This is a genomic window from Porphyromonas pogonae (assembly GCF_036320655.1).
In the GTDB taxonomy this organism is placed as follows: domain Bacteria; phylum Bacteroidota; class Bacteroidia; order Bacteroidales; family Porphyromonadaceae; genus Porphyromonas; species Porphyromonas pogonae.
The window spans coordinates 1,031,623-1,055,858 of sequence record NZ_CP143258.1 but is presented as its reverse complement, the minus strand read 5'-3'; the positions used below and the strand labels follow the sequence as shown (position 1 = coordinate 1,055,858).

19 protein-coding genes are annotated in these 24,236 nt (G+C 41.9%); 3 read left to right on the top strand and 16 right to left on the bottom strand.

The genetic code is table 11. The annotated features are described in order from the left end of the window. Positions 1-45: 45 nt before the first annotated feature. The 5 genes from VYJ22_RS04005 to VYJ22_RS03985 all read right to left on the bottom strand — a co-directional run bounded on the left by VYJ22_RS04005 (position 46) and on the right by VYJ22_RS03985 (position 5,763). Complete coding sequence (locus VYJ22_RS04005) at positions 46-1,224, bottom strand: site-specific integrase (RefSeq protein WP_329905189.1); 1,179 nt, start codon at positions 1,222-1,224, stop codon at positions 46-48. Positions 1,225-1,229: 5 nt separating this feature from the next. Then, positions 1,230-2,459: a site-specific integrase gene (locus tag VYJ22_RS04000; protein ID WP_329905188.1), complete on the bottom strand. Its 1,230-nt coding sequence runs from the start codon at positions 2,457-2,459 to the stop codon at positions 1,230-1,232. 1,396 nt (positions 2,460-3,855) lie between these two features. Next, positions 3,856-4,644: a TrmH family RNA methyltransferase gene (locus VYJ22_RS03995; protein ID WP_329905187.1), complete on the bottom strand. Its 789-nt coding sequence runs from the start codon at positions 4,642-4,644 to the stop codon at positions 3,856-3,858. Further along, a complete protein-coding gene (locus VYJ22_RS03990; RefSeq protein ID WP_329905186.1) occupies positions 4,634-5,398 on the bottom strand; it encodes a biotin--[acetyl-CoA-carboxylase] ligase in 765 nt (254 codons plus the stop codon). The genes VYJ22_RS03995 and VYJ22_RS03990 overlap by 11 nt, the downstream gene beginning before the upstream one ends. Beyond that, positions 5,395-5,763 carry an MmcQ/YjbR family DNA-binding protein gene (locus VYJ22_RS03985; RefSeq protein ID WP_329905185.1) on the bottom strand — a complete coding sequence of 123 codons (369 nt, stop codon included), beginning with the start codon at positions 5,761-5,763 and terminating at the stop codon, positions 5,395-5,397. The genes VYJ22_RS03990 and VYJ22_RS03985 overlap by 4 nt, the downstream gene beginning before the upstream one ends. A 91-nt stretch (positions 5,764-5,854) precedes the next feature. Between VYJ22_RS03985 and VYJ22_RS03980 the strand changes: the two genes are divergently transcribed. Then, positions 5,855-6,445 carry a non-canonical purine NTP diphosphatase gene (locus VYJ22_RS03980; protein ID WP_329905184.1) on the top strand — a complete coding sequence of 197 codons (591 nt, stop codon included), beginning with the start codon at positions 5,855-5,857 and terminating at the stop codon, positions 6,443-6,445. A gap of 33 nt (positions 6,446-6,478) precedes the next feature. Then, positions 6,479-7,879, top strand: coding sequence for a C1 family peptidase (locus VYJ22_RS03975; RefSeq protein ID WP_329905183.1), 1,401 nt, complete (start codon positions 6,479-6,481; stop codon positions 7,877-7,879). A gap of 222 nt (positions 7,880-8,101) precedes the next feature. Here the strand turns inward: VYJ22_RS03975 and VYJ22_RS03970 are convergent, their stop codons facing one another. Next, on the bottom strand, positions 8,102-8,368 hold the full coding sequence (locus VYJ22_RS03970) for an HU family DNA-binding protein (protein ID WP_329905182.1): 267 nt from the start codon (positions 8,366-8,368) through the stop codon (positions 8,102-8,104). 436 nt (positions 8,369-8,804) lie between these two features. Here VYJ22_RS03970 and VYJ22_RS03965 point away from each other — a divergent pair, with 436 nt between their 5' ends. Continuing rightward, positions 8,805-9,806, top strand: coding sequence for a malate dehydrogenase (locus VYJ22_RS03965; RefSeq protein WP_329905180.1), 1,002 nt, complete (start codon positions 8,805-8,807; stop codon positions 9,804-9,806). 224 nt (positions 9,807-10,030) lie between these two features. Here the strand turns inward: VYJ22_RS03965 and VYJ22_RS03960 are convergent, their stop codons facing one another. The 10 genes from VYJ22_RS03960 to VYJ22_RS03915 all read right to left on the bottom strand — a co-directional run bounded on the left by VYJ22_RS03960 (position 10,031) and on the right by VYJ22_RS03915 (position 24,010). Continuing rightward, a complete protein-coding gene (locus VYJ22_RS03960; protein ID WP_329905179.1) occupies positions 10,031-12,250 on the bottom strand; it encodes a GH92 family glycosyl hydrolase in 2,220 nt (739 codons plus the stop codon). Between the two features lie 102 nt (positions 12,251-12,352). Beyond that, the gene (locus VYJ22_RS03955) at positions 12,353-12,907 is read right to left on the bottom strand and encodes a pyruvoyl-dependent arginine decarboxylase (protein WP_329905178.1); all 555 of its coding nucleotides are present in this window, start codon (positions 12,905-12,907) and stop codon (positions 12,353-12,355) included. A gap of 67 nt (positions 12,908-12,974) precedes the next feature. Continuing rightward, on the bottom strand, positions 12,975-14,225 hold the full coding sequence (locus tag VYJ22_RS03950) for an ABC transporter permease (RefSeq protein WP_329905176.1): 1,251 nt from the start codon (positions 14,223-14,225) through the stop codon (positions 12,975-12,977). A gap of 4 nt (positions 14,226-14,229) precedes the next feature. Further along, positions 14,230-15,402 carry an ABC transporter permease gene (locus VYJ22_RS03945; protein WP_407989323.1) on the bottom strand — a complete coding sequence of 391 codons (1,173 nt, stop codon included), beginning with the start codon at positions 15,400-15,402 and terminating at the stop codon, positions 14,230-14,232. Then, the gene (locus VYJ22_RS03940) at positions 15,402-16,439 is read right to left on the bottom strand and encodes an HlyD family secretion protein (RefSeq protein WP_329905175.1); all 1,038 of its coding nucleotides are present in this window, start codon (positions 16,437-16,439) and stop codon (positions 15,402-15,404) included. The genes VYJ22_RS03945 and VYJ22_RS03940 overlap by 1 nt, the downstream gene beginning before the upstream one ends. Positions 16,440-16,447: 8 nt before the next feature. Further along, positions 16,448-17,827 (bottom strand): TolC family protein, encoded by a 1,380-nt coding sequence (locus tag VYJ22_RS03935; protein ID WP_329905174.1) that lies wholly within the window; start codon positions 17,825-17,827, stop codon positions 16,448-16,450. A 5-nt stretch (positions 17,828-17,832) separates the two neighbouring features. Continuing rightward, positions 17,833-18,747: a hypothetical protein gene (locus tag VYJ22_RS03930; protein ID WP_329905173.1), complete on the bottom strand. Its 915-nt coding sequence runs from the start codon at positions 18,745-18,747 to the stop codon at positions 17,833-17,835. A 44-nt stretch (positions 18,748-18,791) separates the two neighbouring features. Then, positions 18,792-19,364 (bottom strand): DUF3256 family protein, encoded by a 573-nt coding sequence (locus VYJ22_RS03925; protein WP_329905172.1) that lies wholly within the window; start codon positions 19,362-19,364, stop codon positions 18,792-18,794. Positions 19,365-19,579: 215 nt separating this feature from the next. Continuing rightward, complete coding sequence (locus VYJ22_RS03920) at positions 19,580-20,341, bottom strand: HAD family hydrolase (RefSeq protein WP_329905171.1); 762 nt, start codon at positions 20,339-20,341, stop codon at positions 19,580-19,582. Between the two features lie 1,182 nt (positions 20,342-21,523). Continuing rightward, positions 21,524-24,010, bottom strand: coding sequence for a TonB-dependent receptor domain-containing protein (locus VYJ22_RS03915; RefSeq protein ID WP_329905170.1), 2,487 nt, complete (start codon positions 24,008-24,010; stop codon positions 21,524-21,526). Positions 24,011-24,236 lie beyond the last annotated feature (226 nt).

The following is a 24,236-nucleotide window of genomic DNA, read 5'->3' as shown; positions in this document are numbered from 1 at the left end:
ACATATGGCTATAATTAAGAATACAAGTATTTCACATGCTTCAAATTACAAAATATTAATGTCCATCAACTTGTCCATATCCCTTGCAATCTTTTGGTCTGTGATTTGGGCGTAGATTTGTGTGCTGGCAATGGAGGAATGTCCCATCATCTTGGCAATGCTCTCTATCGGAATACCAGCCTCCAAAGTCAACGTGCCGAAACTATGTCTTGCAACGTGGTAGCCCAGTGGAGTACGAATACCACAAGCCAAGCCCACAGCTTTGAGGTGAGTAAGTAGCTTGCCCTTGCTCATCGTATCGGGAAATATTTTGTAATCTTCCTTGCTTTCCTCCTTTGTGTAAAGCGAAAGTATCTGCTCCGCTATCGGGTGTAGGGGGATCAAACTCTCCACTTCTGTCTTCTGTCTTGCCTTGCGGATATATCGCTTCCCCTCGCTATTCGTTTCGATTTGCGAAGCTCGCAAGCTCTGCAAGTCAGCAAATGCCAAACCCGTGAAGACGGAGAAAAGAAACATTCTTCGACTTAGTTCCGCCCCTTCGTCCTGTAAAGGGAACGCCAAGAGCTTTGTCACATCTCCTTTACTTAGAAATCGAGGTTTACGCTCTACGGCTTCGTACTTCACCTCTTCAAATGGATTAAAGCGTATTGTTCCCTGACTGACGGCTCGGTACATCAAACTACTCAACCAGCACAAATGCCTGTTTATTGTTGCAGGAGCATAGCCCTCTTTCTTCAAATAGAAACGGTAATCATCAAAGAAATCTATCGTAATAGCCGTTAGGGGAATATCCTTCTCTCCACGACTTCGTACAAAGGAGTTGAGCTGTTTGTCCGAACTTCGATTGTTGCTATACGTTCCCTCACTCTTGCTTTCTCGTTGGGCTTTGAGTTCTTCTGCGCTAAGGGCAAGGAGTGTTGTTGGAGTCCTCCCGATGCCTTGTAGGTAATTCTTCAGAAGCTCGGCACTCACTGCTCCATATTTGTAGAGCAAGGTATTGTACCCTTGTTCTATTCCCTCCCGAAAGGTTTGCAGGCGTTGGTTGGTCTTCTTGTCTGTTGTTTCTCCTCGCTTCACCTTCCACTCGTAAGGAACGACACTTTCCCCAGTGCTTATCACTACGTTCGTTCCGTCTATGGTGATACGGCAAAGGATTGCCGTTGTGCCGTCCGCTTTGGTCTTGTTCTTATTGATGTAGAATAGGATTTTGAATGTACTGCGCATAGGTCTTACAGGGTTAAGGTTAGGTTTTCAGTGAAAGAGAGAAATCGTTCAAACTCATCGAAGAGCTTCTTCGGGGTTACGTGGGCATATCGCTCAGTCGTTTGGATATTACTATGTCCCAACATTCGGCTTACCGTTTCGATGGGAACGCCTCGTTCCAAAGTAATCAAGGTGGCAAAAGTGTGGCGACCAATGTGTGCCGAAAGGGGAATGGAGATACCGGCTCGAAGTTGCAGGGCTTTGAGTTGAATGAGATAAGCCGAATAGGCAGTGGGAGCAAAGAGCGTGCTGCGTTCATCAGACTGATACCGCTCTATCAAACGCACCGCTTCGGATAGGAGTTTCACACGGCAAAGGGTATTGGTCTTCTGTCTACGAAACTTCAGCCATAAAGCCCCCTCATCGTCCGTAAAGAGGTGTTCCCGATTAAGGGCAACCATATCGCAATAGGCAACGCCCGTATAACAGGAGAAGAGGAAGAGATTGCGAGCGGTTTCTAACTCCACCTCATACGGATCAAAAGTCAAGCCCTGCAACTTATCCAACGAAACCTTATCCAAAGCCCGAGGTTGTTTGTTCTCTCCTCGTTCTATCTCCACGTGCGCAAACAGTTGTCGTTCTGTTAATCCTTCACGATACGCCAAACGACAGACTTTCTTTACCACCAATGCCATCTTACGATAATGGGCTTGCGAATGGCGTAGTTTTCCGACCGAGTAGTGTTGCAAGCATTCCAAGAAATCTTCTTCTATCTGTCCAAAAGGAATGTCTGCCATATGGTACTTCTCTCCGATAAAGACTTGCAGATGCTTACGGATAGTATAGTAACTATACATAGTCGTAGCCTTTATTTCGATGCCCACCTTTTGTTCCAACTCTTCGACCATTCGGTCGTATCGTTCCAAAAAGGTTGTTTGGCTTTGCATACTTCCTTGGAACTGCTCCTTGATGTCTGTTGCCGTAAAGACACTCCCTCGCTCACAAAGAACTCGATAAGCCGATTGCACAGAGAGAAGCAAGCGTTCCAACTTGCCATTTGTTGTCACCGCTTCACGGCTCTTGCCGTTCAACCTGCTCTCACGAGCATTCCACAACTTCGGGTCGCACGAGAGTTTACAACTGAATTGGGCGATGGTTCGCCCGTAGGTTATACGCCCCATTATCGGAGCTTGTCCCGACTTGTCCAATCCGCTCTTTTTCAGGTAGAGCAACACCTTGAATTTGTCTGTTTGCATACGCTTCTTTTTTATGGGCAAAGTTACCCGTTACCGAAGCGTTTTCAGCTACGCAAAACATTGTGATACAAAGCATAAGCACCGTAATAGTAGAAAGTAGAGTTACCGAACACTCTTCTGTCGGTTACCTTCTCCTACCTCTTCGTTACCATTCGAGGAATGGGCTAACGATTTGGTAACGGAACTTCTGCACAAATCCACATCTTCTGCACTTTACCCCTCTGTGCAAACCACCGAGATATGATGCAAATCTCTCTCATTTCCATTTACTTACCTTCAATCCTCACACTAATACCCTTTCTTCTAATAGTTGCACAAAAGAAGTAGAAAAAATGCTGAAAGATGCGAGACTAAACGATATTGTAATGATAAAGAAGTCAGAAAAGACTATCAGCAAACTGGGAGATGAAGTAGTACGAAAATACGTCATTGCAAAGGCAATAAAAGCAACATAATAAGAAACCGTTGCATAGCAGGCAAATTGCTTCGTTGCTTGCGAGATTCGCGCTTGGTCATTTACCGGAAGTAAACTCCCTGTGCACTCTCTCTTAGCGCCTTGCACTTTACTCTCTCTGCCCGGTCAAAGTGTCTTTTGTCGGCTTTGCCTCCAAAATCCACAAGACTGTTGACTTTTGCAACAGTCTCAATAAGCAATAAATACTACCTAAACCGAGCTTGTAGCAGATAAACCAAACCAATAGGTTGGTTTCATTTTGCTTTATCCCCCCCCTTAGTCCATATTTACAAAATACCAAATAGATACATAACACCGCCAAAACAAATCCAAATGACACATATTACCACCAAATAAAATCTTTAAGACAATGAGAAGTGGACTAAAAACCCTCTTGATATTTTTGTAACTAAGCGGCATTATTTTCTTAGTTACGTTTCATTATTTTTGTAACTGAGAAACCGGAATGACGTAGTTAGAAAAATATCATCATATAGTTAGAAAAATAATGAAACGTAACTAAGAAAAACTCACATTACAGCGCATCAATAAAAAAGCCGTATAGAGGATCAAATATCCTCTATACGGCTTTTGTTCATGATTTTAATAGATATTTCCTACATTCTGACAATTTGATATTTTACGGTGCGAGTCTGATTTTGACAAAATGTAAGTTCCGGGACTTATACTGCCTCGTTGTAACAGACACAGAAAGGTGCTTCTCACCACAGAGTATAGTGTGGAATATTTCATTTTTCAGAGCATTCATAGTCTTTCGATTTGTATTATCTTTTCTCACAAAGATACAACATCACACCCCCCTTTGTCAAGAGCCGGTGCATAATTGTACTACTCTTCGGGAAAAAATCTCTGCTACGCTGTTTAGCAGTATTAAGCCATGAGTAAGCAATCAGACGAAAATCAAAGAAAGGTGCTTACATTCTACTTTTGACTCAATGTATGACGCCTTACCTCCGAAAGAACGATGGCACAAGCTATGCTCACGTTGAGTGACTCGGTATGTGCTTTGTTTTCGAAGGGAGGTATCGTGATCTTGCGAGTAACATACTGCTCTACACAAGCGGTTATACCGTTACCCTCATTTCCCATTACGATAAGTATAGGGTGATCTGGGGTATTCAAGAAATTATCACAATAAATATTTTTCCCATCCAGAAAAGTTCCTAAAACAGGGATGTTTCTATCCCTAATCGATTGCCAAAACACATCTGCCTCACGTATAGTAAAAACCCCCACTCTTGCTAAAGCACCCATGGCAGATTGCATTACTTTAGGCGAATAAGCATCGGCTGTCTCGGGGGTAACATATATAGATCGTATACCAAACCAATCAGCTGTACGAATGATAGTCCCCATATTGCCGGGATCTTGTACGCCATCAAGAAATAAGGCTACACCTCTCCAAGGAAAAAGCTCCGAAGTCTCGCCTTGATCGGGCAAACGGAACACTGCCAATAGAGGCTGTGGAGACTTCTGACTACTAATGCGGGTAAAATCAAATGCATCGGGAACTTCCTCGACCCGTTCAACAGCCTTTTTATTAAATCCTTGCAGGGTCGAGGAGGTACCTATGAGCAATGCGCAGTGATAAGCACATATCATTTCAGTTATAAGCTTAGGCCCTTCGGCTACAAAGAGCCTTTGTTCTAAACGATCATGCTTTTTGGTCTGAAGACCTTTGATCCATTTAATGTCCGATTTAGTAACCATCAAAAACGATTTCTTTGAAAGCAAAAGTCTGCTCGGTTCCGTCTCTTTTTTCAAGGACAAGGCAACCATTGGGTTCTACTCCTTTGATCCGAGCTTCAAATGATTGATAAGCATCATGAAAAAGATGGAACTGTCCGTCATTGCGATACATGTGTTTCAGAAAACGCTCATGAAGCTCCACCTTCCTCCCTTTTTTGATATAACGGTACTGATCCTGAAACTCTTGTAAAAGCACCTCCATAAACTCTTTCAATACAACTTCTCGGCCTATAATGTCTTTAAGAGCAATAGGATTGGGCAAATCAGACGGGAAATTATTTTCATTAATATTGATACCCATACCCACTATGGAGTAGTCTATAATATTGCCCGTAATGCTATGCTCTATGAGTATGCCCGCTATCTTCTTTTCACCATAGAAAATATCATTAGGCCATTTTATGGTAAGGATCTCCCGCTGTTCTTCGGAAAGGAAGTAAGCTATGGCACGAGCTACACAGATTGCTGCCAACTCAGATACTGCAAACTGCTCATCTACTTCAAGGAACTGAGGACGTAAAAGTATTGAGAAAGTTACATTCTGTCCGGGAGTAGAATACCATGAGTTACCTCTTTGGCCTCTACCGGATGTTTGGCAACGCGTAAAAACACCGTGTAGTTCGGGTAGATCCGGCTGTTTTTGCAACATGTCTGCCAGATAATTATTGGTACTGTTTACTTCGTCAAGAAGCGTAAAGTTTGTGAATGTCTTCATACCTCAGGTGATTTAGATTTGATTTTTTCTTTTTCTTTGCGTGTAAGTCCCTCCACTACTCTATCATATGAGTGTCGGATAAGCTCTAAGAGTAGTTTATCAGGGACATCTCCATTCAATATAATATTATTCCAGTGCTTCTTGTTCATATGGAAAGCAGATCGCACACTTTCATAACGGTCTCTAAGCTCAAGGGCATAGTCCGGATCACACTTGAGAGAAACAGAGTGTTCGGGGGTATCGAGCGGTGTGAGAGCAAACATTTTCCCACCCACCTTAAACACCAAAGTAACCTCATCAAAAGGAAAAGTCTCCTCTACATGGGGCAAAGAGATACAAGCCTCTCTCAATTGCTCAATATCCATAAAATATTAGCTAATTTTGTTTTATGCAAGCATGGTAATATTTTTTACCATAAAAGCTCTTATAATGAATTTAATGATATAAACAAAGTTAATGGAAAAACTCGTTTTTGCGACTAATAACCGGCATAAACTACATGAGATAAAAGCAATGCTGGGGGATAAAATTGAAATACTCAGTCTGGAAGATATTAATTGTAATGAAGAGATTCCCGAGACGGAAGAAACTCTCGAAGGCAATGCTTTACAAAAGATTGATTTTGTTTATGACAAATACGGGCATTATTGCTTTGCAGATGATACGGGGCTTGCAGTAGAAGCCTTGGGGGGTGCACCGGGAGTTTATACAGCCCGATATGCTGGCGAAGATTGCAAACCCGAAGACAATATCAGAAAACTCTTGAAAGAATTGGAAGGAATTCCAACACCCAGAAAAGCTATTTTTAGCACTGTAATAGCTTTGATAGACGAAGATGGTAAACATCTGTTTCGAGGGGATGTGCAAGGCTCGATTGCCGAAAAGAAAAGCGGCTCGGACGGATTTGGGTATGACCCCGTATTTATACCGGAAGGATACAATATTACCTTTGCTGAAATGGACGAGGACGAAAAGAATTCAATGAGTCACCGTGGCAAGGCTGTGGCAAAACTTATAGACTATCTACATAAAAGGAATAAACTTTAAATCTATACTATTAATAATAAAAACAGAGAAAGAATGAAAAAGAAACTCCTGATTGCATCCTTGGCTATTTGCAGCCTTGCGTCCATAAACTCTTGGGCACAAAAGGGAGCGCTGACTCCCGAGATGCTCAAAGAAATCCGAGGCTCGTACAAAAACTCACCAACAGACAAGGCTTTGAGAAATGCGGTAATCAATACCGGCATGAAAGACTTGGTAAAAAACACGGACAAAAGCTATGACATCGAAGATCATTTCAGTAACGAGGTCAAAGGTAAAGGGATTACGGATCAGCACAACAGCGGAAGGTGCTGGCTTTTTACCGGCTTGAATGTGCTAAGATCACACATGATCACCCAAAACAATATGGGACAATTTTTCTTTTCCCATAACTATTCTTTCTTTTGGGATCAGCTCGAAAAAGCAAATCTCTTTTTACAGGGCATAATAGATACACGAGACAAGGCAATAAATGACAAAATGGTGGAATGGTTATTCAAGAATCCTATAGGTGATGGTGGCCAGTTTACCGGAGTATCAGAAAATTTAATGAAGTACGGTGTAGTACCGGCGGAAATAATGCCCGAAACCACTTCTAGCAACAGTACGGCTGTTATGTCATCGATTCTTGCCAAAGTATTGCGTCAAGGCGGTATACGTATACGTGAGCATGCAGCGAAGGGAACTTCGATGCAAAAACTGGAAGCTGAAAAAGTATCTGTACTAAAGGATGTATACCGCATACTGGTAATGAATCTGGGAGTGCCACCGAGAGAGTTTAGCTGGACACTCAAAGATGCTAACGGCAAAGCAATATCGACTGAGACATACACGCCACAGAGTTTTTACCAAAAGTTTGTGGGTAGAGATCTTCGCAACAATTATGTAATGCTCATGAATGACCCATCCAGAGACTACTACAAGCTATATGAAATAGACTATGACAGGCATAGCTATGACGGGAAAAACTGGACATACGTAAACCTGCCTATGGAAGATATCAAAGGAATGGCAATAGCATCAATAAAAGACAGCACAATGATGTATTATTCTTGCGATGTGGGTAAAGAGTTGGATCGGAAGAAAGGATATCTTGATTTGGACAACTTTGACTATCAGTCCTTGCTCGGCATCAAACTGGACATGAACAAAAAGGAACGCATACAAACTTATGATAGCGGTTCCAGCCACGCCATGACCCTTATGGCAGTAGATCTTGATGCCAATGGCAAAGCCATCAAGTGGAAAGTAGAAAATAGCTGGGGAGCCGCAAACGGTTTTAAGGGGCATCTCATTATGACCGATCGTTGGTTTGATGCTTATACCTTCAGACTTGTAGTAGACAAGAAATACATTACGGATAAAGTAAAAGAGGTGATGGGAACTAAACCTATACGACTGCCGGCATGGGATCCCATGTTTATGCCTGAAAACTAAACGGATTGATAAAACATTTTCGTCTGAAAGGAAAAAATCCTCGGAGTAAACAACTCTGAGGATTTTTTTTGTCTATCATGAACCTAACAACTACAATTTTAATCCTTCATACACTTAAGCTCATCGAATATGAAAGAAAAGATGTATTTAGAAGGTTCATATAAGAGTTGACCTAGAACGGCCAATCCCTATTTTTAGCATTGAAATAATTATAACAAATGATTATTTCATATCAAGAGCAGAACCTGCTTTAAATTTCACAGCTTTACGTGCAGGAATAGTGATTACAGCTTTAGTTTTGGGGTTTATACCTTTGCGAGCTGATTTTTCGGTTACTGAGAAAGTACCGAAACCTAGCAAAGTTACTTTTTCACCTGCTTTCATTTGCTCACCGACTACTTCAGTAAATGCGTTGATTGCTCTTTGAGCATCGGCTTTAGTCATACCGGCTTTCATAGCCACTTCTGAGATAAATTCTGCTTTGTTCATAATTAAACTCTATTAATATTAAACATTTAAAATTGTTAAATAATCCAAATCTATTCTACCAAAATGCCTAAAAGGCAATTATTTCCTATGTAATAACAAATCAATTAGTTTGTAAAACTTCTGTTCAAAAGTAATAATTTTTTCTATCTATCCAAATTGAAAAGCATTTTATTTTAAGTGCTGAAGCCCTTTAGAGAAGATTTAATGAATTTTAAATAAAAAAAGAGGATAAAATAGAGTCAAAAAAGTTTAAAATTCATAAACCGATAATAATGAAAAGAAAAGAGATAGGAAGGAATATCTTTTTCAACTTAGCTAAATACATTAATTGAAGAAAAAAGTGTATATTTGTTTGAACGAAAAATCATTCACAATACAGACTTTATATCCATCTTAGTTAATAAGATATTTTGTAACACATTTAATAAATAGTATTATGAGTTTCCTGACAGAAGAAAAGCTCACTATAGTAGGTGCAGCAGGTATGATCGGCTCAAACATGGCACAGACAGCTGCTATGATGAACCTTACCCCGAATATTTGTCTTTATGATCCCTTTGCAGTAGGTCTTGAAGGTGTGGCAGAAGAAATCCGTCATTGCGGATTTGAAGGCCTGAACCTAACATTTACTTCTGATATGAAAGAGGCCCTTACAGGAGCTAAATACATCGTTTCCTCAGGTGGTGCACCCCGTAAAGACGGTATGACACGCGAAGACCTTCTTAAAGGTAACGCTGAAATCGCTGCTCAACTGGGCAAAGACATCAAAGCTTATTGCCCGGATGTAAAACATGTTGTGATCATCTTCAACCCCGCTGATATTACAGGCCTGGTTACTTTGATCCACTCAGGTCTCAAACCTTCTCAGGTTACTACTCTTGCAGCTCTTGACAGTACGCGTTTGCAAAGCGAGCTTGCAAAACACTTCGGCGTAAAACAAAGCCAAGTAACAGGCGCCCGTACATATGGTGGACATGGAGAAGCTATGGCTGTATTTGCAAGCACTGCTAAAGTCGATGGTACTCCACTGAGCGAACTTATCGGAACAGATAAGCTTACTAATGAACAATGGGAAGATCTCAAACAACGTGTAACAAAAGGTGGTGCAAATATCATCAAACTTCGTGGACGTTCTTCATTCCAAAGCCCTGCATATGTATCTATAGAAATGATCAGAGCGGCTATGGGTGGTGAAGCTTTCCGTTGGCCTGCAGGTTGCTTCGTAAATATCCCCAGCATGGAAAATATCATGATGGGTATGGAGACTACAATCAATAAAGACGGTGTTTCATACAGCAAAGAAATCAACGGAACAGCAGAAGAAAAAGCTGCATTACAGACAAGCTACAATCACCTTGTAAAAATGCGTGATGAAGTAATTGGAATGGGTGTAATACCTGCAGTAGAAGACTGGAAAACAGTAAATCCGAACTTGTAATCCGAACTTCTCATTCCTATAAACCGGAATACTTCTATAAAAGCAATGTGGAGCTCATGATTATGAATCATGAGCTCCACCCATTTCTATCTATAATTGCGAAAAAGTGATCAGCTTAACGTAGAAGTGTAAATTTAGGCTCTATGGCTTAGCTCCCATAAAAACATCTATTACTGTGTACAATAAATGGAGATAGATGGAAGTACCCTGATCTCTTTAAAATATTAATACCAAACAACCCCGGATTTGTCACCCATGATGAGTTCTACTGTGGCTCCCGACATGATCTGATCATATGTCAGGAAGGATTGATTGTAAGCTTTCCCATTGACTTTTACAGACTGAATATATTTGTTATCGGCAGATAAACCAGGAGCTTTTATAGTAAAGGTCTTACCATTTTCAAGATGAATTACGGTTTCCTTGAATGACGGGCTAAAAATTTCGTATTTTCCATCAAGAGGATTGATAGGATACAACCCGATAGAAGCAAAAACATACCAAGCAGACATCTGTCCACAATCCTCATTTCCACATAATCCTTTGGGTGTATTACTATAAAAATCGTTCAATACCTTATAGACAAGGTCTGTAGTACGCCAGGGCTCTCGCACATAATTATAAATAAAAATGGCATGATGCGAAGGTTCATTGCCTTGAGGATACTGTGCAATCATCCCTGTAGAGAAGATAGGCAGTTCGATATTCTTTGGGGTAGGCTGAGTAAAGAACTCGTCTAATTTGGCTTTTAGGGCAGATCTACCTCCCATAAGTTGTGACAGTCCCGGGATATCCTGTTGTACACTGAATAGGTACTGCCAGGCATTACTTTCTGTAAAATGCTTGGAGTATTCATAAGGATTGAAAGGCGACAGCCACTGGCCACTTGAGTCTTTGGGGCGGAAAAACCCTGTTTGTGCATCCCAAAGGTTGGTATAATATCGCGCACGCTTACTGAATACGGCGTATAGAGAATCATTACCCACATAGTGAGCATATTGCGCCACGGCATCATCATCATATGCATATTCCAGCGTTTTGGATACGCTCTCAGATTCTTTGGTCGATATATAGCCTTGATCACGGTATTCGTCCATACCTCTGTAATCCTTTCTATTTACAGTAGAGAGCAGTAATGGCATCACTTCAGCTGCATTTTCTTTGTACACACCTTTGAGTATAGACTCCACAATAACAGGGATGGAATGATGTCCTATCATCATATCCGTTTCGGAACCGAACATATTCCATACAGGCAAGTGACCTCCGTTCTGTTTACCGAAATCAATCATAGACTGCACCATATCCGCATTGATCGAAGGACAAATTATATTATATAAGGGATGAGCCGCCCTATAGGTATCCCACAAGGAGAAAGTACTGTATTTGGAATGCCCCTTCTGCATCTCATGGATTTCTCCATCAGGGCCTAAATATTTACCATCGACATCACTGTACAATGTAGGACAAACCATGCTACGATACAAAGAGGAATAGAATACGGTATCACTATGCCCTATAGGCTCCCGAACTTCTATGACAGAGAGTTTCTTATTCCATAGCTGGGCGGCCTTTTGGCGATAATCGTCGAATTTAAATCCAGAAAACTCATCTTCAAGATTTTTGGCAGCACCATCTTCACTTACGCCGGAAAGAGCTGTAACAAGCACAATAGAGTCATTGGCAGAAGGATGATAGTATAACCTGGCCGTATACCCATAGCCAACAATTTCTTTTTGATTATTGTAAAAAGGTATGGAATCGATCTTGACAGAATCAGGAGCCTCAGACAACTTCGTTTTGAAATAAACGCGTTGATTTCTGGCCCAGCCGTCAGAATACCTGTATCCCGATATTGTAGTACTATCGAGGAGGCTGATAGATGTTTGGACAGTTTTGTCCCAATTGAGAGAACGGTTGAGATCAAGATTGATAAAAGCCTTATCGGCAGCTTTATTAAAGGTATAGGCTTGTATACCGCAATGAGGGGTGGCAGTGAGCCTGACTTTGATATCATAGGGCTCCAAAATTACAGAATAATACCCTGCCGAAGCTTCTTCTGTTTTATGACTGAATTTGGCATGAATACCCAATGGAGCGTCTCCAATCAAAGCGGGTTCTACTACAGGAAGAAATGCGATATCATACAAGTCTCCTGCCCCCGTGCCCGAAAGGTGAGTATGACTAAAAGAAGCAATAGTACTATCAGGATAATAATAACCTGAAATACGATCCCATCCCGGCAAGCCGTTGTCAGGGCTTAGCTGAACCATACCAAAGGGTACTGTGGCGCCGGGATATACGTTGCCCACCCAGTCAGTGCCTATGAAAGGGTTTACCTTTGTGGAATAATTACCGACTGATGCTTTGTGTGACTCTCCGCACCCGGATAAAAATGCAACCAACAACCCAAATACGAAAAGATTATTTATAGATATTTTCATGAAAAAGAAAGTATGATCAATGTGTGGATAAAAGTAAAAAACGGCTCAAGCAACTATACAGGTTGCCAAAGCCGTTTTATATATATTTAAGAAAACCTCTGTTTATTCAGCTTTCTTATCTACCTCCGGTTGCACAAAATCGACAAAACACAAGCCGGCAAGTGCACTACCGTAGCGTTTTTCTATTGTAATACCCTCAGTAATAAAATTCAACTCACCCAAATAATATTGTGAATATGTTTTGATGTGCAAATCGTTGATTACACGAATAAGTCGAGCTTCCAACTCTTCGATACGATAACGACCGCTTACTTCGCAAACCAAACCGCCGACTTTTTCATCGAAATTCTCATCAGCATACATCCATGCATATACTACTCCGGCAGAAACAAACTCGTCTTGTTGTCCGTGTGATACTGCCATGATGGTTTTGAGTTCCGAACCAAAAGGTGGCAGATCGATCTCATCCATCGTAGCAAGATGAGCCGTAGCCGGAATAACCGATGAATAAGTCATGATATTGAAATCTGAAATCCCGGCGTCATACAAAGCCATATGGTAAGAACCGGCATGCATTTCCAAATCGGATTCTCCACTGCCTTTAGTAATGAAGAATGTGTGTGGAATGAGATTTCCAACAACTTTTGCTTTACTCATTGACAATAATAATAATTTGTAAATAATAGGTAATACTCGGCACAAAGATACAACATCCAAATGAATTTCACTCCATTGATTTTCTGTATCTATTTCTCAGATGCTCTATAAGTGCTTTGCGCAGACTCTTTTTACCCAGTGTCAATTGGTTGGAGTACCCTATGGTAGCAAGGATCATGTAAAAACCAGTTTGAAGCCAAAGTGTCTTATAATGCACTTCTATATCGGATAGCTTTGCACCCATAGTATTGATAGCTATCATTCCCTGGGCTCCTGGAGTAGATGGGATGAGGAAACCAAAAGCTCGCCAGAAAGGAGGAATGGCAGACCTCGGCCAAGATACACCCACAAGGAAAAGAAAGATCACAGAGGTAAATACCAACACAATAAGCGTAGTCTCCCTATTCTTGAAGAACAAAGAAATAAAAAGAGAGAAGAATGTACAAGCCAATAAAAACGGAATCAGGAAGAGTGTATAAGTCCCCGCCGAGCCCAGCATGGGTAGGTTGAACAACCAAGGCACAGCCACTAATGTCCATAAAGTATTGATCATATATATGAAAATATAGGAAAGACTTTTGCCCAACACAATACGCATAGGGCCTCCGTAGTGACGTGTAGCTACCGGCACGAGATAGTGAAATTTATTACGTTCGCGAGCAGTACCCGCAAGCATACACACACCCAAAAGCATTGTTTGCTGAATAATAAGAACCAATACAGGAGGAAGCAAAAATGACTCAAATCCACTTTGAGGATTAAAAACTGCTATGGAATGGCTTTCGATAGGTCTTACCTGTATTTTTGTAGCTTCTCCTGAAGGGCCGTAGTTCAAAGCGGCAGAGACTTCACGCCCCATCCTCAATGATATTTCATTGAGAGCCATCATATAGGCTTTATAGTATAATATACCTGAGAGATCTGAATGAAGCTCTACATGCGTCTGCACGCCGGTCATAAGATCTTTAGCAAATCCTTTAGGGATAATCAAGATCCCGAAAGCATCACGGGAGTCTACAAAGTGATTGGCTTCCTGCAAGTCAAGGGCATTGTAAGCTACAAAGACATCAGGCGTGGCATCCACACGGCGAATAAATTCCCTTGAATAGGAAGAACGGTCTTCATCCACCACCACCATTGGCACTTCCCTCACCGTCTCATGATTGTATATCCAAGCATAAAGTATGGGATAGATCAGTGGCACGATTATGAAGAATATAATCACTCCCTGATCGGCAAATATATATTTGAGTTCACGATTCCAGATATAGAATATATCAGAAAATCTATGGTAAAGAAAATCTCTCAACTTTTTCATCGCATCAAGGTATATATTTAATCTTTAGCAACGCTTGCTTCAACTGCTTCAAAGTAAGCATAGGCAGTATCATAAACAGCATGAGTGCGCTATAGGGTATTATGGAATAAAAGAAAGCTCGCCCATTGAGAGCCTGATCCACATAAATCAGATAATAATGCCGGAGCGGAAAGAGATTGGAGATAGCTCTTAAAGGCGGATCCATATCCGTAGCGGGAAAAGAAAAACCTGTAATGGAGAATGCCAACATCCCTACCAAACTTCCGAAACTCACACCCAACCTCAAGATAGGCAATACGGATATAAAAAATATGCCCATAGCCTCGGCAGCCAGAATAAGCATAAACAGAGCTATAATCATAGGCAACCAGCCTGAATTGAGCGGGAATTGAGAGAATCCGTATATATAACTCAGGCAGAAAAGACCTACTATAAAATAAATGATGGTATGCACTGTGAGTTTACCAAAAAGCCCCAGGGTAAGAGAATTTCTGGAAAGGCGTAGCCACTCCCTCGATGTGCGCTCCTTGATTTCAACCCCTATGGAATAAGCGGTCATCTGAAATATGAGCAATTGTAATATCCCCGGTATAAGCAGAGAATTCAAGTAAATAGAATAGCTGAGCCACGGATTGCCCATGATATCGCTTTTTACTTTTATAGGCTGCACTTTGGCCATAGTCACAGCCTTGCGTTCACCTTTTGCTTCACCGATCTGTAATCCCACTTTTCCCGAAGCCATCTCTGATATCACTTTCATATCTCTAAACAGCAAACTTCCCGCCATAAGATACGAGTTGTTGGTGTAGTAAGTAATTTTGGGTTGCTTACCTGCAACAGCATCAGACATAAAGTTCTTAGGGATATAGAATATACCGTAAATCTCACCTTTGCGCATAGCAGTAAGAGCTTCATCGTACGAACCCGCATGCATCACTACATCGGTTTGGGGGAATGCATCCAGATTACGGATCAGAGCTCTTGATGTAGATGTATTATCCATATCCACTACAGCCAAAGGAAGACTCGTGGGCAATCCATTACCCATAATAGACATCAGAAAAAACAAGGATATAACCGGAGCTACAATCATTCCGAAGAAATAAATGGGCTTTGAAGTGATACGCCGGAACTCCCGCTTCATCACCTCCCCGATTATATATAACCTCCTACGCATTACAACTGCCCTTTCTTAAGCACTACCGACATTCCTGAGACTAAGCCTTCCACTGAGTTAACAGGTTTGGCTGTCACCTCGAAGGTTCTCACATCGATCTGTCCTGTGGGCTTGGTAGCCTTCCAGGCTGCATACTCACCCATATCTTTCATTTTTGTGACACGCACATCAACTTCCCTGTCATTAAGAGCGGGGATATAAGCCTTGAGTACAGTATTGTGACGCACCTTATTGAGTTTGTCCTCTCGTATCGTGAATATCACATGCAGGGTAGTGGTATCAGAGATGTTCATTATAGGAGCTCCACTTCCCACCAACTCACCTTTGTGAGGAAATATGTCCGACACTACCCCATCTATGGGCGATATCAAAGCACCTTCTTTGAGATAAGCATCCACCTCTGATATTGCACCGGCGGCTTTATCCACCAATGCTTTAGCAGCAGCTTTATCTTCCCATTGGGTACCATTCATAGCCATATCGTATTGGCTGCGTGCCGCTCTTTCAGTTGCTTTCATGGCATTGAGCTGTGCCTCGACTTCATCATATTTCTGAGCAGGAACCACTCCTTCTTTATATAGCTTGGCTATGCGGTCGAAACTCTTTTGCGCTATCTCCACTCCGGCCTTAGCCTTTTGCCACATCTCGAAAGCACCCTCCTTCATCTCCTTACGGGCTCCGGCCTGTGCCTTCTGGCTTTGTGCAATAGCAGCACTCCTTGCAGCTTCGGCCTGTTCCAGCTTAGCATATACCTCAGGAGAATAAATACGAACCAACGTATCGCCTTGGCGCACGGACTGCCCCTCTTCTACCAAATACTCCGTAATACGTCCGGGCACCTTACCCGATATTCTTACCTCATCCACCTCTGCCTGTCCTATAATAATATCTTCTTTAGGTCTGAAGAAAATAAAACCGGCGAGAGCTACTAATACGATCACTACCAAAACAGCGATAAAGGTAAGGAGCATATTGTTTTTCAAAGCTTTGTCGCGTCCCTGTGTTTCTTCCATATTTCTATTGTTCTTGGTATCCATGTCACAATCTATTTTTCTGCTAATATACGTTTGAGATTACTTTCCGATAATTTCACACCTACTTGTGCTTCGATAAAAGAGTCTTTGGCTGAGAGCCAAGCAGTCTGAGCCATAGTATAGTTGAGCAGAGGTATCACCCCCTCATCATACCCCACTTTGGCATATCTGAGGTTCTCTTCTGCCGTTTCCAAGCCTTTCTGAGCAACCTGGAGTTGCTTGTGAGCTTCAGTATTGCTGAACAAAGCTTGCCTTATCTGAAGTTCTATTTTCTCCCTTGCATCAGCAAGTTCCAGTCTCTTAATCACACGCTCGGCCTGTGCCTGTTTTACCTTGAATCGCCCCGTGAGTATATCGGTAATAGGTATCTGCATCATAAGCCCGACTTGGAACTGCCCCCCAAATTCATTCTTGAATCCGTGGAATGAGTTGGGCTTAGTCGTAGTATAAGCCCCAAACATAGCCAACTTGGGCAGCATGGTAGCAGCCTCGTATTTTTCTTTTGCTCCGTAAATACTGTCGACAAGCTTGAGGCTCTTAATCTCAGATCGTCTCTCTACACTGGAGTTCACTTGTTGGGAGTTGTATGCGCGTGGCTTCCATGGAGTGGGGGCTATACTGTCGAGGTTCAATTCGTCTTGCAATACAAAATCTTCTTCGAGATCCAGCCCGCACAATTCACAGAGCAACATCCTCGAAAGCTTGAGACCGTTTTGGACTTTGGACAGCTTCACTTCCGCCTCACTGAGTTTCACTCTCACTGTGAGCCCATCCGACTTAGTAGCTACACCTGCAGCAATGGAAGCATCCACATCTTTCACCGTGCTTTGTAGCAAGGCAATAAGCTGATTTACAAGCCGCTCTTTACTTTTGAGAGATACAACCTGCCAGTATGTTTCGTCTAGTTTTTTCTCCACCTCATCATACTTAGTATCTTTCATCTGATATGTGAGCTTCTCTGCATAGGAAGCCATACGATGCCCGGCAGCAATCTTCCCCCCCATAAATATAGGCTGAACTAAAGATACATTGCCCACCCACGCATTGCTCATGTCGATGTGTGTCATATCTTGCACCTTGTACGGTACCAAGATACTAAAGGGGCCCAGCATGTCATCCCAGTCTACCAGATTGAGTGCTTTCTGCGAATGCAGATAAGCCCCTTGTGCTGATATCTTGGGGAAAAAGTTCATATCTACTTCCGCCTTTTTGAATTTTGCTGCTTCAATTTTGTAATTTTGCTGCTCCAATTCCTTATTATTGGCTACCGACAATGCTCGGCACGAATCAAGCGAAAGCACCCTCTGTGCATTGGCATTTGCAAGCATGGCAAAAGCCAAAATAGCAGTACTGATAAGCCTAACGAAGACCTTTCTTTTAATAAAATTCATCTCTATTATAAACTAAATACTTTTTGTCCGATAAGATTTCCATCTGCAAACAAATCCACACGGTATTGCCCCTGCAACAAAGTCTCCTCAATAGGCCAATACATCACTATCGAGACCTCTTCACCTCCATACTCTACGACTTTGCGACAAGAGAAGTTGATCTTCCCGCCTTCAAAAGCAAATACATCGCCGGGGCTTTTGGTGAGAGTCTCATCATTGGGCTGCAAGATGCGAGCATAAAAAGTTTTCTCTCCCACCGCTGCAGTAATGTTTTTGGCCACAGTGAAGCTGATCTCCAGAGATCTCACTCTACCGATATTCTTAGTCGATTTACCTCTTTTGTCCAGAGGTCTCACTTGTATCGATGTCGCCTGCAACTTGGCAGCAAGGTTCACCTTACCTGTGAGTTCTCTCTTCTCAGCCATTAGTTTGGAAGCTTCATTGCTTACTCGCTCGTAGTTTTGCTTCACCTGCGTATTCTCTGCTCTGAGCCTTTGGTTGGCAGCATTCAGGGAATCGATCTGCACTACATAGGTTTTGAGTACCTTGCGCAACGTATTCACCTCGCCTCGAAGCTCATTGATGCGCTTAGAGTTAGTAGATTTTACGACACTCAGTTCCTCCAACAGCTTACCCACCTTGGCACGCTCGCTGATAAGCTGGCTTGCCAATGAATCATTGGAAAACTGTAGCTTTTGCTCCCCATTGGATACACTTGCCAACTTGTTGTATTGAATGTCATACTCTTCCGAAAGTTTATCCAACTCATCCTGCATGGCCTCTTTCTCCAGATTGGCAAAGTTGACACGGTCTTGCTCGAGCTTGGCTTTTTCTCTGTGCAAAAGCAAAAAGAAAGCTGCCAATAATGCCACTACACCTACAGAAACAGCTCCGATGAGTTTGATTTGTTTTCTTTCCATACGGTTTATCTAATACTTATATTTCTCTTGTTTTTTATACCTAATTATTTTCTCATCCATCTACCGCTATCCCATTTATAGGTAATAGCAGGCATATGATCTATCTCATCCTTCAGTAATCGTGCATCCTCTTCATCAGTATCAAGATTAGCAGTAATTACCAGCTCATTATTATCGGGCTTCACCTGATAATTCAGGTAAAGGACACTGAGCAGTTCCGACATCTTTTTCCCTTTTACAGAATTTTTGTCAAGATCAGCAGGGTAAAAATCATTTGCAACCGGCTCGCCCTCAATGATGGGTGTTTCTATCTTTTTCCAGTCAGGAGAATAAAAAGCAATATTACCGTCTTTCACGGGTCTGGTCACTGTTTTCACCAAGGCTATAACGGAGGTATTGTTGACCAAAGGCAATAGTTTCATCTCGGTATATCCGACCTCACTTGTCTTGACTTTGGCGTAGTTATCGGTCAATTTCTCCAACACGATCTTACCTGTCAATTTTGAATCTACCTCAGAGGGCTTACCTACGGAATAAGTATCTACAAGTTTAGCCTTGTCCTGATCCGACACTTGAGGCATCATGACCTGAGGCATCTGCTTGATGCACTCGCTCATGTGATTTTGCGCCCCGGCCCATGAACCTATACATGCCAAAGCCAAACACGCAATTAGTCTAAAATATCTATTATACATATGTTATCTATTCGTAAATATTTTTTCTATGAATTTCTTTAGATTTCTTTTTCGGCTACAAAGATAGCCAAATACAAACTTAAAACGTTAATTTTCTCAAAAAATTGCACACTGTGCAGTTTTCAATTTCATTTCTGCTAAAACTTTTGTACATATAAAGTTGACTGAGAAAAAGCATTTACAATCTCAGGTAAATCTGCCAAAACCTCTGCCATATTATGATAGAGCAAATTAGCTCCCTCATTGATAAGTATTTCGTCCTTGAGAGGTCCCGTATTTATGGCAATAGTAAATATACCCGCAGATACGGCTGAGCGTACACCCATGGGAGCATTCTCAAAAACGATGCACTCCTCACAATTACAATTTGCTTTTTTCATGGCTATGAGATATGGTTCAGGATTGGGTTTCCCAATCTTCACGTCGTGTCCCGTAACCATATTGCCCGTATCGAACACTCCAGGATAAGCTACATTGATACGTTCCAGTAAAGATGGTTGCGAAGACCCCGTAACCAACACACGTTTATATGGAGCCATGTAATTGATCACCTTGTCTGATCCTGCGATTACATTGCCCGTATTGTACTTGGTAAAAAGCTCTGTTTTGCGAATGTAAATCTTGCGCACATCTTCCGGAGTGGGTATGCCACGCCCGTTTCTGCGAAAAAGTACAGCTATGGTAAAAGGAGCGGTTTGCCCCTCGTACATATAAAAATCTTCGGGGCTAGCTTGGAGTCCTGCTTCTGTCGCGGCTTCCATCCATGAGCAGCAGTGTGCCGGCATAGAATCAAACAGCACTCCATCCATATCGAAAAAGGCTGCTTTGAGAGGGCGTGGGGCATAATTACCGGCAGAAAGATATTCTCCCACAGCGGTGTCAATCAATTTTGTATCCATTGGGTCTATTCTCAAGTTTTGCTTAAGAGTGATACAAAGATAACTATTGTTGGGCGGTAAAGCTTATTCTGACAGGCAATAATCTTTACAGGAAAGGATATCCGATTTTGATTTACCCTCTACTGCAAGATATAACAAAAAGTCACCATATCGGCAATATCCCAATCATTATGACAGCATAACCCCACATGACAGAATGAAAAACTTTTTTATAATGCATTAACCACAAGCCAATTAAATTATATTCAAATCTTATTTTTCTTAAAGGATATATTGAGAGCGAATGTACTCTTGATTTATTTATAAATATTTAGGAATCAAAAAACAATTTGCACAGCATTCCGCACCCAATATAGGGGCATATGTATCACAGCTGAAAAGCTAGAGTGGCTTAACTAAAACGTTTCGATACTTTAGTTGTAACACCAAAACATTTTAGTTATAACACCAAATTATTTTAGTTAAAGCATGAAAACATTTTAGTTAAACCACCGCCGAGTTTTAACTAAAATACAGTCGCATTTTAGCTAAGAAACATGTGCTTTTTGGGAAAGAATGTTGCTTTAGCACGCTCCGTCACAAGGAATACGTATAGAACCGGGGAGCAAAATTTAAGGCTGATTAATACTCCGGCTACGAGCAAAGACGGTGCTTAGGAGAAAAGATATGGATGAGAGTACCCTGTCACAGGCCGATATGTCATTATACCCGGCGGGCATCGTTTGTAAAGCGGCCTAGGTCGCCACTTTATCTCAGGCAAGTAGCATACTACATAGAGGTAAAATATAGAGCACAATGCATTACCCGCACATACTACATGATAGTAGGTAATTAGAGGGGAGCTCCCAATAGATTCAATGACCCTAATCGTCAAGAAAAGGGAAATAATGGTATTACATATGAATAAGTATAATGACATGGCGCTACTTTTAAGGGGATGCTCTACAAATATACAACATCACCCTACCCTTTGTCAAGCCCCGCATCAGAAGAAGGGAGATATCAAATTGTAAGGAAAGTGACTTATATTCCATCATAATATCAAAGAATACAGCTTACCCTCTCAGCATTCTTCAGCATAGAATATCCCATGTATAAAGTCTCGCACACACAGGGCGTATGCGCAAGACTAAATTGAATATCCATGAGCGAGAGTGCGTACACAGCGAGTATGGTTCCGAATCACTTACCCTTGCCCTGGTTGTCACTACCAGACTTCATCAAGTCATCATTGACTATACCGCGCGTGACGCGTTTGATCTGTGATTTCATCTCACCGAAGCGATAGGATAGCGTCATTGTCAACACTCTGTCAAGATTAGTAGATTCCGAATAGCTCTTGAAGCCCTCTCCTACCAAACCTCTCTTATAAGTCACTCTTTTACGGAAAGGACTATTGAGCTCAAGGCCTATAGAGAGCTTTTTCTGAAGTAGTGACTTTGATATTGATATGCTGTTAAAGTCATTGTAATATGCTACAGGGCTTTGTAAACCACGGTCAAAACTGAAAAAACCATAGTAGAGAGAGAGGTAATAGTCATGTGGCAGGGTCACGTTGATATTGGAGTACACTATACCTGTCCAGAAGTGATCACTGATGTCGAGTTTTGTATTTCTTGCCCATGTGTGACCGCCATTGGCATTGATACCTAATTGCAACCAATCCAGGGGATTAAAACCACCATATAAATTGAAGTTCAATTTCTTGACTCTGCCCACGTTACCGTAAGTACGGTGGATGAGTTGGGGGTTCACAGAGTCCTTGAAAGAATACATCTCGATGGAGTTATTGGTAAAATTGTAGTTTGTGCTAAACTGGATGTTGAATTTGGGAGAAAATATGCTGTAGCGTAGCCCTACATCGTGTAGCTTTACAGACTTCAGGTCAGGATTGCCATAACTCACGGCGTACTCATTATTCTGATCTCTATAGGGATTAAGGTTGACAAGAGCCGGCCGTGCTATCCTGAAATTATATGACAGAGTGAGCTGCTGTGACTGATTGATATTATATCCGAGAGAGAACTGTGGCACCCAGTCGGTAAAGTTATATTTGAAGTCGGCATCATTCTGCTTCATATATTGAGCTTTCAAATTACCTGTTTCTATGCGTACTCCGGTCTTGAGGCTATAAGCTTTTGTTTTGAATCCATACCCCAGATAACCTGCAAAGATGTTTTGGGTATGCTTGAATTCCGTTCCTCTGAGACCTTTGTCAAAGATGGATCCCGGCTTCCACTCCGCCATAGCTTCATTGCGTATGAAATAGAGCGGATCACTGGTAGAGATACGATAGATGTATTTGAGTCCTGTCTCGATGGAGTGCCCCTTACCAAATGGTGTAGTATAATCGACCTGGAAGGTATGCTCGTCCATCTTACCGCTGGATTTCGACAGCTGTCCCTGATAAGTTCCGGCAATCTCTACCTCATGGTCCGGACTGAGCAGATAGCGGCTCAGCTCCGTACGCGTATCAAGGGGCGAGTGGTCATAGAGGTACGAGAATGTGAATAATTCATCAGGCTTGCGGGTATTTCTCTGATAATCGACATTGATATTATAGCCTCCGCGCTTGCTGTACAGATCAGTATGCTGGTTATAAATGCGCGAGAGCACGTCCCCTACCCATAGTTTGTCGCGTGAATCCTTACTTGTATTCATGTTGTAACGTGCCAGTTTTCCGGATACCGAGATTAAGTTTAGTGAGTCTATCTCATAAGTGATGGTTCCGGTACCGAAGTTACCGTTAAATTTATCTTCTTGACTACCATCGATCCTTGACTTAGTAGTGTTCGTCTCCGTTTCTGTAAAAAATAATCCGTCGATATTTCTACTCAGCACATGGTTATACCTAAGCGTCACCCCCAGTCTGCCATATTTAGCAGTGTAAAATCCACCTAAGCTCCAGCTCTTATTAGTCCCAAGATGAGCATTGAGTGTGGCAGTATAGCCCCCGAGCTTCATATCGTCGGTAACAATGTTGAGTATTGCACCTTGGTTGTCAGCATCGAACTTAACTCCGGGATCCGTAATCACCTCCACCTTCTTGATACTCGAGGCGGGGATGCCTCTGAGTACATCCTTAGGGCTACCGTTCATCATAGGTGATGGCTTACCATTCATATAGATCTTGAAGTTGGAAGATCCCTTGATCTGTACATTCTCTTTGCCGTCTACTGTGACGAGAGGTACACGGCGTAGCATTTCGAGTAAGCTTGAGGTGCGACTTCGAGGATCTTCTTTGATGCTATAAGTAAGCCTGTCTACATCAGAGCTTACCAAGCGCTTCATCGCTGACACGGAGACTTCGTTAAGTTCATGAGCATCTTCATCGAGTAAGATATCCTTCAGTTTGTATTTATTACTTTGTGCAGGAAATGTAAACTCATGCATATAGTTTTTGAAGCCTACGGAAGTAACGAGTATCCTATACTTGGGAGCTTCAGGCAAGGCTATATGGAACCGCCCTTTACTATCAGCAACCTGATTATATGTTAGAGAATCTTTCGTACCCAAAGGGCTGATACGCACGGTAGCAAATGAAGCCGGAGCATGTGTAATCTTCTCCGTGATATCGCCGTAAACTTGTCTGCTTAGCTCTACTTTCTGCGCACTCGTCATACTATACAAGCATGGTAAAGCCATAGCGAATAATAAGATTTTTCTCATGGACTATATAACTTTGTGATATTGTACCTCAACATTTAAAGAATTGCACCGCTACAATTCCCGGCACCGCTAACTATATATGCTTATTATTATTGCCGCGTCAAATATACAATAAATAATCAATAATACTAATTAATCTGATCATTATAATACCCTTGCACCGTATAGGAGCGCAAAATGTATTTTTGACAAATAAACAGGCCATCACCACTGTACGAATTAATCC